11 protein-coding genes and 1 pseudogene are annotated in these 9,169 nt (G+C 43.5%); 9 read left to right on the top strand and 3 right to left on the bottom strand.

What is annotated here, in order from left to right:
- Positions 1–134 precede the first annotated feature (134 nt).
- The 3 genes from EWV60_RS21450 to EWV60_RS21440 all read left to right on the top strand — a co-directional run bounded on the left by EWV60_RS21450 (position 135) and on the right by EWV60_RS21440 (position 1,238).
- A complete protein-coding gene (locus tag EWV60_RS21450) occupies positions 135–320 on the top strand; it encodes a hypothetical protein (RefSeq protein ID WP_002751529.1) in 186 nt (61 codons plus the stop codon).
- 80 nt (positions 321–400) lie between these two features.
- Entirely contained in the window at positions 401–580 is a 180-nt protein-coding gene (locus EWV60_RS21445; protein WP_002773272.1) for a type II toxin-antitoxin system RelE family toxin, read from the top strand.
- 289 nt (positions 581–869) lie between these two features.
- Positions 870–1,238, top strand: coding sequence for a SpoIIAA family protein (locus tag EWV60_RS21440; RefSeq protein WP_002738247.1), 369 nt, complete (start codon positions 870–872; stop codon positions 1,236–1,238).
- Between the two features lie 412 nt (positions 1,239–1,650).
- Here EWV60_RS21440 and EWV60_RS21435 read toward each other — a convergent pair whose 3' ends face one another.
- On the bottom strand, positions 1,651–2,592 hold the full coding sequence (locus EWV60_RS21435) for a DUF1517 domain-containing protein (RefSeq protein ID WP_103112658.1): 942 nt from the start codon (positions 2,590–2,592) through the stop codon (positions 1,651–1,653).
- A 208-nt stretch (positions 2,593–2,800) separates the two neighbouring features.
- Between EWV60_RS21435 and EWV60_RS21430 the strand changes: the two genes are divergently transcribed.
- Positions 2,801–4,090: a phosphopantothenoylcysteine decarboxylase domain-containing protein gene (locus EWV60_RS21430; protein WP_502705841.1), complete on the top strand. Its 1,290-nt coding sequence runs from the start codon at positions 2,801–2,803 to the stop codon at positions 4,088–4,090.
- A 43-nt stretch (positions 4,091–4,133) separates the two neighbouring features.
- Positions 4,134–4,433 (top strand): 2Fe-2S iron-sulfur cluster-binding protein, encoded by a 300-nt coding sequence (locus tag EWV60_RS21425; protein WP_287234578.1) that lies wholly within the window; start codon positions 4,134–4,136, stop codon positions 4,431–4,433.
- 63 nt (positions 4,434–4,496) lie between these two features.
- Here EWV60_RS21425 and psbQ read toward each other — a convergent pair whose 3' ends face one another.
- Both psbQ and EWV60_RS21415 read right to left on the bottom strand, forming a co-directional pair.
- Positions 4,497–4,937, bottom strand: a complete 441-nt coding sequence (gene psbQ / locus EWV60_RS21420) for a photosystem II protein PsbQ (RefSeq protein WP_002737745.1) — start codon at positions 4,935–4,937, stop codon at positions 4,497–4,499.
- 365 nt (positions 4,938–5,302) lie between these two features.
- The gene (locus EWV60_RS21415; RefSeq protein WP_287234576.1) at positions 5,303–6,436 is read right to left on the bottom strand and encodes an FAD-dependent oxidoreductase; all 1,134 of its coding nucleotides are present in this window, start codon (positions 6,434–6,436) and stop codon (positions 5,303–5,305) included.
- A 219-nt stretch (positions 6,437–6,655) separates the two neighbouring features.
- Between EWV60_RS21415 and phaA the strand changes: the two genes are divergently transcribed.
- From phaA to EWV60_RS21395, 4 genes and pseudogenes are all read left to right on the top strand, one after another.
- Entirely contained in the window at positions 6,656–7,846 is a 1,191-nt protein-coding gene (gene phaA / locus EWV60_RS21410; RefSeq protein WP_287234575.1) for an acetyl-CoA acetyltransferase PhaA, read from the top strand.
- A gap of 12 nt (positions 7,847–7,858) precedes the next feature.
- Positions 7,859–8,575 carry an acetoacetyl-CoA reductase PhaB gene (gene phaB / locus EWV60_RS21405; RefSeq protein WP_193977298.1) on the top strand — a complete coding sequence of 239 codons (717 nt, stop codon included), beginning with the start codon at positions 7,859–7,861 and terminating at the stop codon, positions 8,573–8,575.
- Between the two features lie 135 nt (positions 8,576–8,710).
- Positions 8,711–8,962: pseudogene (locus EWV60_RS21400) on the top strand (BrnT family toxin); the annotation flags it as partial.
- Positions 8,946–9,158, top strand: coding sequence for a hypothetical protein (locus EWV60_RS21395; protein ID WP_002784823.1), 213 nt, complete (start codon positions 8,946–8,948; stop codon positions 9,156–9,158). The pseudogene EWV60_RS21400 and the gene EWV60_RS21395, both read left to right, overlap by 17 nt.
- The last annotated feature ends 11 nt before the right edge of the window (positions 9,159–9,169 follow it).

The raw sequence follows: 9,169 nt of genomic DNA, 5'->3' as shown, positions 1-9,169 counted from the left end.
CTTAATTGATTAGTTCGCTCTAGATCAAAAACAATTGACAAAAATCGCCAAATATCTTTCTCTATAAGGGATGAAACTCTTATAACCCCCGTCCATTGCATAACACAAACCTAAGAACCTGTTAATCTAAGTAAATGCGCTCAAATTCTAGTTATTTAAAGTCTCTTTTTTTCAGTTTCCTATTGGTGACTGTGTTAGTTTATGTATTACGCGGCATGGGAATATTATCCTTTTTACCTGGAGGATTAATTTTGTTATTAATTCTCTCTTCCGTGGTGACGGGAATCCTCTACGGAATCGATAAAACCCGCCGTTTTTAGGAAAATATTGGCTCTTCCTTCCAGTCGAGATACTGGAATCACTTCAACAGAATTAAAATACAAATTATTTGGAGATAGACTTGGCTAATTATATTCTACTCAGACAAGCAGAACGCTCCTTAGAAAGGATGCCTAAAAATGATCAAATTCCTATTCTTGAAGCTTTAGATACTTTGATTTCGGATTCTACAAAATTAGATATTAAACCCCTTTACGGAAGAGATGAACTAAGATTGCGAGTAGATAAATATCGAGTGTGATTTTTTGAAGATAGAGATAACAATCTATAGGTCATTACAACTATTAAACCTCGCGGCGATGTCTATAAATAATACCAGAACTCTTTTCTAGAGTGCTGTTTCTCCTTTCGCCATAAGACAGTGATTCACAGAAGTAAGGAGTTTCTGGTGTTTTCCACTGTTTTACCGCTTCTCATGCTTAATATCGTCTTCCATAATGTCGAGGTTATAGCTCGTCTAGTAATTCTGGTGAAACCGTCTATTCGTGATATCATAGAGTTAGACTTCGACCATTTGGGAGAGGCAAACTATGATAGATTATAATTTAGACGCGGCGCATAGCATTCTCTGTATGCGACCTACATCTGCACTTGCGGCGGAAGATTTTGTCAAGATTGCAGAGGCAGTGGATCCCCACATTGAAGCCACTGGTGGCCTTGCTGGCGTGATCATTGAAGTTCCCGAGTTCACTGGTTGGGATAGTTTTGGTGCCTTGGTCGCCCATTTCCAGCTCATACGCGACCATCACAAGTACGTCAGTAAAGTTGCAGTGGTGACTGATTCCACTCTGGTTAAACTGATCGAAAGTCTGGCTTCCCACTTTGTCTCAGCTGAAGTTAGGCAGTTCCCTTGGGGGGAAACCGAGGTAGCGACCCAATGGATCTTGGGCGGTTCCTGATTCCCTTGCAGTATAATAGACATTTCCAGAAATTAACCTCAATCTGGCCTAAATTTTGGAGATGTCTAATACCAAATCCGTTTTTAATATAGCGTTTCTGATTCACAAGAGGTACATTCCCGATCCTGAACAGGTTAATCAGCAAAGGTTTAAGTGTGCCGCACAGATGCGAGAACCGCTATAGTATGATTGACTGCCAAGTTATGAATTGTTTTTCGCTGCTCCCTGCTCTTCTATGCCTTTTAACAGGATTTAGCCATAATCGGTGGAGTTGTTAGGTTTCCTTCCGAGGGACTAACCTACGAAACTCACCCCATCACCGGCCAATTGATTTTTTTAGAAAACCCTAATCAAAAAATCTCCCCGTAATAAGGGAGATTTTAGCCAATATCTAGAGTTATTCCCCGACAAATTACACTAATTTCAGATCGGGATAATTGGCGAGAATGTCATCTTGACTGAGAATATCACCCTCGCTTTGGGGGGTCCAAATCACTTCTACTGCTAAAAGTCGATCGCCTCCCATACTACCAATTTGTTGCAGGGCCTGTTTCAAGTCTTGGGAGTCATTAATTTTCGGTAGAGAAAATTTACCAACAATGCCGGCTAAAATAGTCACCAAAATATAGCCTTCCGGTGCGCTTTTAGCTAATTCCCCAGCCGATTCGGGTAAAATATTTTCTGTAGAACCTTGACGCAGTTGATTATTGTAATTAGTTAAGGTTTCCGCCGTTAGTTTGCCGCGTTCGTTGAGAGACCACTGATTAAACTTCGCTTCTGCACTGCTGAGGCTGGTTTGTTGGCAATCGACGTTACCATAAACCCAGTATTCTGGATGACGTAACAGGGCGAGGGCCGATTCTTGTAAGACTTCGACTCGTCCCTCGGAGGTGCTAGTATCGACAGTTAGGGCGATTTGATTTAATTCTTGTTGCAGATAACGGGCATTAGCCAACAAACCCACCTGTACTTTAGCCACGGAGACGGTTTCATAACCGGATTCTATCGTCATACCATTCTCATCACTGCCTCCACCATTACGGAAAGCATTAACGAGGAAATTGGCAATAGCAAAAAAGATTAACAGAGAAATTAAGCCACCGCCACCACCACCCCAAAAGAAGGGTAAGAGGAAGGGAAAACCAATACCTCCACCGTAACCCGGGGAACTGTAACCACCACCTCTAGAAGGGCTAATACTGCGACTAGGGGCGCGAAAACTACCGCCACCCATTCTACCCCCCGATGCCGCTAAAGCACTGGGAATAGAACCGAAAATCAGCGTTGTCACTAATCCTAGAACTAATAACGGCTTGGCAAGCGATCGAACTTTAGTTAAAATTTTGTCAATCATAAGAACACCGAAGCAACCCTTTATTTACTAGGATAACCAGTTTCTCGCTCAGAGATAGACAAATCTTGAATAGGGATAACCGAATCAGTTATCAGTGATCAGTTATCAGTTAGAAGGTGTTGGGTATTGAGATTTTAGGGTTTTGGGGTTTTGGGGTTTTTTAGTTGAATTCCCCCATTTCCCCATTTCCCCATTCCCCCATTCCCCCATTCCCCCATTCCCCCATTTCCCCAAATTTATGACTTGGAATTTCTCCCCTCCTACGGATTCGGACTTAGGCGATCGCGAAGTACCCTTAGAAAATCATCATCTCTGGGGTAAAAGGATTGCTTTACTGGTGACAGGAGGGATTGCGGCCATGAAAGCGCCGCTAATTGCCCGATCTTTGCGGAAATTCGGGGCCACAGTCGTGGCTTTTGTCTCGGAAGAAGCTTTAAGATACGTCACTAAGGAAGCTTTGGAATGGAGTACGCTTAATCCCGTAGTTAGTCAATTAACGGCAAAAGCAGAACATTTAAGCGATCAATCTCCCTTTGATCTTTATTTAGTCGCCCCTGCTACCTATAACACGATTAATAAGTTTCGTTACGGAATCGCTGACGGAGTGATCACTTCATGCTTGGCCTCGGCCTTGGGACGACAGGAAAAGGGAAAAACTAAAATTCTGCTTGTCCCCACCATGCACGGCAGTTTACATAATGCTATTCTGAGCGAATCTTTGCAAACTCTCGATCGCTGGGGAGTTCAGATTATGCCACCCCGGGATGATTACGGTAAACACAATCTCCCCGGGGAAAAAGAGATTACCGTGGCAGCCTGTGGGATTCTCAGTAATTCTGTCCTGAAAAATATGCCGATTTTAGTCACCGGTGGACCCACACCCGTGATTATCGATAATATTCGTCGTTTAACCAATCGTTTTACTGGACAATTAGGGGCCGCTATTGCAGAAGAATTATACCTGCGCGGGGCCAAGGTGCAGTTAATCCACGGACGGGGCAGCTATACACCCCCCGCTTATTTACCCCACGAAATTATTGAAACTTATGACGAGTATCTAGGGAAGGTTATGGGAGAATTAGAGAGTAAAGATTATAAATTTGGGATTTTTTCGGCGGCAGTGGCAGATTATCGCTTAGAAAGCCCTTTTTCTGGTAAGATTCCCAGTGGAGGGGAGTTAAATCTTAATTTTGTGCCGACGGAAAAGGTGATTGATAAGGTGAGAGAAACATTTCCCGATTTAGAGATGGTGACTTTCAAGTATCAGGAGGGAGTCAGTCAGGAGGAGTTACTGGAAATCGCCCGCAAACGCCTAGAAAAGGGCTATCAGGCGGTCATTGCTAATAGGGGTGAGGAAAAGGGCGATCAAGGGGAACAGGTGGCTTATTTGGTCACAAAAGCGGCACTGGGGAAATTTATCGGTAAAAAAGCGATCGCTATTGCCATCGCCGAATATTTAGAAGAGCGAGCCAAAAATGTTACAATCAAAAAAATTTAATATTTTTTAATATTAATTTGCAAAAATTTAGGGTAATACAGTCATGGGTAACATCAACTTCGTCAAAGAGAATAGGATCGTGGTAGCGGCAGATGGAGCGAATTTACGAGAGAAAGCAGTCCAGAATGGCGTTGATATCTACACTTTTAGCGGTAAATTGATGAATTGTGGCGGTTACGGTCAGTGCGGTACTTGTATAGTGGCAATTGTCGAGGGAATGGAAAATCTCTCCGCTAGAACCGACTTTGAGCAGCGCTGTCTGAAGAAAAAACCCGAAAATTATCGTTTAGCCTGTCAAACCATGGTTAATGGCCCGATCAGCGTCCAAACTAAACCAAAATAGCACTTATCGGTTTTTTAGCTGCGGCCCGATCGGTGATCACCGATCACCGATCACTGATACAAACTAACTAGGAACAATATTTAAGAAAGCATCGAAGTCTTTTAATGCTTCTTGGAATTGATTAGCAGCAAGACTAGCATCTTTTTCTTTGGCTGCCGCATCGATACGTTCAAAGTGAACGAAAAGATTTTTCGCTAACTGCTTGGCCTTTTCTTGGTCTTTGGGCAGTAAATTACGGGATAATCCTACCATTTCCTGACGCAATTGCCCCAAAGGACCGTGGATATAGGTGCGAGTATCTACCCAATTTTTGTCAGCGATGAGGTCTTGCAAAACGCTCATTTTTTGGCGAAATCCTTCTATGGGTTGGATGTAAACCTGTAACTGTTCGATTTTTTGCGGACTATAGACGGTGGGGATAGTTGCTTGGGGACCACTGCAACTAACCAGCAGGGTAGTAACTAGGACTAAAACTAGGGAAATAATCGAGCGAAGACGTGGCATTGGTTTATATGTACTATTTAACAAACTATTGACGTTCTCTCCCTTAACCAGTCAAGGTATCGGGACGATTTTTACTTTATCAGGTTGTGGGATTCCCAAATCAGATTTTACTCCCAACGGCCTTGACAGTAACTCGGTGTCAATAACTAGGGTTTGCGGCAAAAAGTTTTTCCTGGGGACAGGGTGTGGGGTGTGGGGTGTGGGGTGTGGGGTTTTACCAGTTTTGAGGTGGCTAATTACCTAATTTTCAGGGAAAAAGTGTCTAAATTTCCCCCCGATCACTCCCATATCCAGTACTTTTTGATTGACAAAAGGTCTAAAAGTCTTATCCAACAAGGTTTTTAGATTTATTCAGTAAGCTCTAACTAGAGCTTATCAAATTGTCTCATAAAAGCTCGATCGATCCGATCTTTCCATAACCATAATAACGGTGATTGCCAGCCAAAACCGCCCCAAGATGCGATCGCTTGTTGGTCTCCTGTCCCGATTAAACTCAGATAATTTTTCTGGGGAAAATAGGGTTTTAGAGGCTGATTTTGCAGAATTATTGCTAAATTATCGAATAGGGGTTTTCCTTGTCGGACGGCAAAAACTCCCGCTTTCGGACGGGGATAATCTGGAATCGTGGCAATATCTCCCACGGCAAAAATATGGGGATGGGAAAGAGATTGCAGATAATTATTCACTAAAATAAACCCTTTTTCATCTGTCAGTAATCCTGACGCTTTTATCCAACTAGGGGCCGAGGCAGCCGTTACCCAAATTGTATAATCCGTGGGTAAAATTAACCCCGATGAACAGATAATCCGATCTGCTTGCACTGCTGTCACATCCGTTGATAAATATAATCTAATTCCCCTTTGTTTAAAAATATTCTCTAAACGTTGACCGACCCAATTATTATGGGCTGGTAGTAGTTTTTTTCCTCGATGAATTAGAGATAAATTCAAATTACTGCTAGAGTTGAGAATTTTGGCCAAACGGGACTGCATATTTAAAGCTAATTCAACTCCGCCTGCACCACCACCAACAATGACGATATTTAGAGTATTATTAGGGTTACTAACCGCTTTTTTGAGTATTTCTTGCCATCCTTCCCTAAAAATCGGTACTGGTTTGGCGGGAATAGCGTACTCTTTAGCACCGATAACATTATCCACTGCCGGGATGCTGCCGATATCGATCGAGAGATAATCAAAGGGAATCGGTGAAGAATTATGACAAATTACTTGACATTTTTCCGTATCTATGAAATTAGCCTTGTCTAAACAGAATTGCGCTTGAGAATACCTAGCTAGAGAAGGTAAATCGATATGAGTCTCGGCAAAATCATAAAAACCGGCGATGTGGCCGGGTAACATTCCCGAATAGGGGGTATGGGTGACATCGCTAATTAAAGTTAATTGAACGTTTTTTAGGGGTGATTGCCCCCAAAGACGAAGGGCGATCGCATGACTATGACCACCACCGATAAAAACTAGGCGCTTGACTAAATCCATAAAAAAAGGGGATTGCTGCCGGAAAAGTTAAATTCTAATGAATATATCTTCTGACACAGAAATTCTGTTGCAAAATCGAGGGTAGATAGACAAAAACTCAAGGCATCGAGGCCAGGAACTTGTAACCAATGACAGTCAATTGGGATTTTGATCTTTTCGGACTCGATATTCTTAAGTAAATTCTATCTATTATCTTCGCTTCCCAATAGAGAGAAGTCTATGCAAGAAGTTTATATCGTGGCCGCAGTCCGGACTCCAATTGGTCGTTTTGGTGGGGGATTAATGGGATTATCCCCGGCCGATTTAGGGGCAACAGTGATGAAATCCGCCCTAGAAATCGCTAATTTGCCCCCAGAAGCCCTAGATTTGTACATTTTCGGCAATGTTTTGGGATCGGGCCATGGTCAGTTAATTCCCCGACAAGCGGCGATTAAAGCGGGAATTCCCGTAAGCGTGGGCGGATATCGGGTGGATATGGTTTGTTCTTCGGGAATGATTGCCGTTAGTAATGCTGCTACCTTAATTCGCGCACGCGAAGCTGATCTCGTCCTCGCCGGTGGCATCGAATCCATGTCCCAAACCGGCTTTTTTCTCTCCCATCGGGCCCGGTGGGGTTATAAATTCCTTATGGGTGCGCCGGAACAATTAACCGACCTATTACTACACGATGGCTTAACCGATGCTACCACGACTGAGGGCATGGGTTCCCAAGTTGATCGCCTCTGTCTCGATCGCGGGGTTTCTCGGCAAGCATTAGATGAAATTGCCGCTTTATCCCACCAAAGAGCGGCCACAGCCACAGAAAAAGGCTGGTTTAATGGTGAAATCGTGCCAATTGAGCTTAAATCTAAGAAAGGTTCCACAATTCTTGATCAAGATGAGGGTATTCGTTCCGATAGTACCCCGGAAGGTTTAGGAAAACTGCGGCCGGCTTTTAATCCGTCGGGAGTTTTAACCGCAGGGAATAGTAGTCAGATTTCCGATGGGGCCGCCGCTATCCTTTTAGCCAGTCAAAAAGCTGTGGATCAGTACGGTTTAAAACCAATTGCCAAAATCCTTGGCGGTGCTGTGGGTGCTGGCAAAACCGATCGCTTCCCAGAATTCCCCGTCCTCGCGGTGAAAAAATTACTGGCATCTCTCAATAAAACGATCGAAGATTTCGATTTAGTGGAAAATAACGAAGCTTTTGCCTTAAATAATCTGCTTTTTGAGATGGATCTGGGGTTAGCTAGGGAAAAACAAAACGTTCACGGTGGTGCGATCGCCTTGGGTCATCCCATCGGTGCTTCCGGTGCGCGGATTCTGGTGACGTTAATTAACGCGTTGAAAGTACAGGATAAAACCCTCGGTATGGCGGCCATCTGTCATGGGACCGGTGGCGGAACAGCGATCGCAATTGAAAGAGTTTAGGAGGAAAAAGCTATGGTATCTCTGGGACTAGAGGAGAAAGTTATCGTCGTTACGGGCGGAAATCGAGGCATTGGGGCGGCTATTGTCTCTCTTTTGATAGATTTGGGGGCCAAGGTGGCTTACACGGATTTAGTCGCCGATAATCCCCAGGGTTTAGGCATTGTCGCCGACGTGACTAAGTTGGAATCTATGGAAGCGGCAGCTCAACAAATTGAAGCGGAATTGGGGCCGGTTTACGGTATCGTCGCTAACGCGGGGATTACCAGAGATAACTTTTTCCCTAAATTAACGCCGCTAGATTGGGATTTAGTGATTAATGTCAACCTAAAAGGGGTTAATCACACGATTAAGCCGTTTATTGAGGGAATGTACGAACGACAAGCGGGATCGATCGTTTGTATTAGTTCTATTTCCGGTGATCGCGGTAATGCCGGCCAAACTAATTACGCGGCTACAAAAGCGGCAGTTATCGGTTTAGTCAAATCCTTAGCGCGAGAAGCTGCCCGTTATAATATTCGCGCCAATGCGATCGCACCGGGGTTTATTAACACGGAAATGACTTTAGCGATTCCCGATAAAGTTCGCGATAAAATCACCGCCGAAATTCCCTGTCGTCGCTTCGGTGAACCCGCAGATATCGCCTGGGCAACTGCTTATTTACTCTCTCCTATTGCCAGCAGTTATGTCTCTGGAGAAGTCCTCAGAGTTAATGGGGCCCATCACACCTAATCAGTTATCAGTTATCAGTTATCAGTGGGTAAGTTATCAGTTATCTAATTCAAAGATGGAGAATGTGTTTGTTATTGTCCCCGCTAACTTGCTTGATGGTGGCATAAATCTATGAAATTTTAATGGGATCAAGACAAGGCAAATAACAACATCAAAAAACATAGTATATCTTTTGAAGAAGCAGTGACCGTATTTGGGGATCCATTGGCCGTAACGATTTTAGATCCCGATCATTCAGTGGGTGAGTTTCGTTTTCTGACGATAGGACAGTCAAAATCACAAAAGCTGTTAGTCATATCCCATAAAGAAAGAGAAAATGAGATTCGCTTAATTAGCGCCCGTTTAGCTAGTAAACAGGAGAGAAAAAATTATGAATCAGGAGTCTGAAGAAACGGTTAATGACGAGATGCGAACTGAATATGACTTTTCTGGTGGTATTCGTGGCAAATATTATCAAGCTTATCGACAGGCTAGTAATGTGATAATTCTCGATCCCGATGTGGCGGAAATTTTTCAAGATTCAGCCTCAGTCAATGAAGCGTTAAGATTACTAGCAAAAATTGCCAAGTCTGGAAAAATATGACTTATCAGTTA

The sequence above is a fragment of the Microcystis sp. Msp_OC_L_20101000_S702 genome (assembly GCF_007095705.1).
In the GTDB taxonomy this organism is placed as follows: Bacteria; Cyanobacteriota; Cyanobacteriia; order Cyanobacteriales; family Microcystaceae; genus Microcystis; species Microcystis ichthyoblabe_A.
Note: the sequence above shows the minus strand (reverse complement) of the source record. Positions and strands in the feature narration are given on the sequence as shown.

Coding starts and splice junctions, on each gene's coding strand:
- EWV60_RS21450 (WP_002751529.1), top strand. CDS start 135: ATGCGCTCAAATTCTAGTTATTTAAAGTCTCTTTTTTTCAGTTTCCTA.
- EWV60_RS21440 (WP_002738247.1), top strand. CDS start 870: ATGATAGATTATAATTTAGACGCGGCGCATAGCATTCTCTGTATGCGA.
- EWV60_RS21435 (WP_103112658.1), bottom strand. CDS start 2,592: ATGATTGACAAAATTTTAACTAAAGTTCGATCGCTTGCCAAGCCGTTA.
- EWV60_RS21425 (WP_287234578.1), top strand. CDS start 4,134: ATGGGTAACATCAACTTCGTCAAAGAGAATAGGATCGTGGTAGCGGCA.
- psbQ (WP_002737745.1), bottom strand. CDS start 4,937: ATGCCACGTCTTCGCTCGATTATTTCCCTAGTTTTAGTCCTAGTTACT.
- EWV60_RS21415 (WP_287234576.1), bottom strand. CDS start 6,436: ATGGATTTAGTCAAGCGCCTAGTTTTTATCGGTGGTGGTCATAGTCAT.
- phaA (WP_287234575.1), top strand. CDS start 6,656: ATGCAAGAAGTTTATATCGTGGCCGCAGTCCGGACTCCAATTGGTCGT.
- phaB (WP_193977298.1), top strand. CDS start 7,859: ATGGTATCTCTGGGACTAGAGGAGAAAGTTATCGTCGTTACGGGCGGA.
- EWV60_RS21395 (WP_002784823.1), top strand. CDS start 8,946: ATGAATCAGGAGTCTGAAGAAACGGTTAATGACGAGATGCGAACTGAA.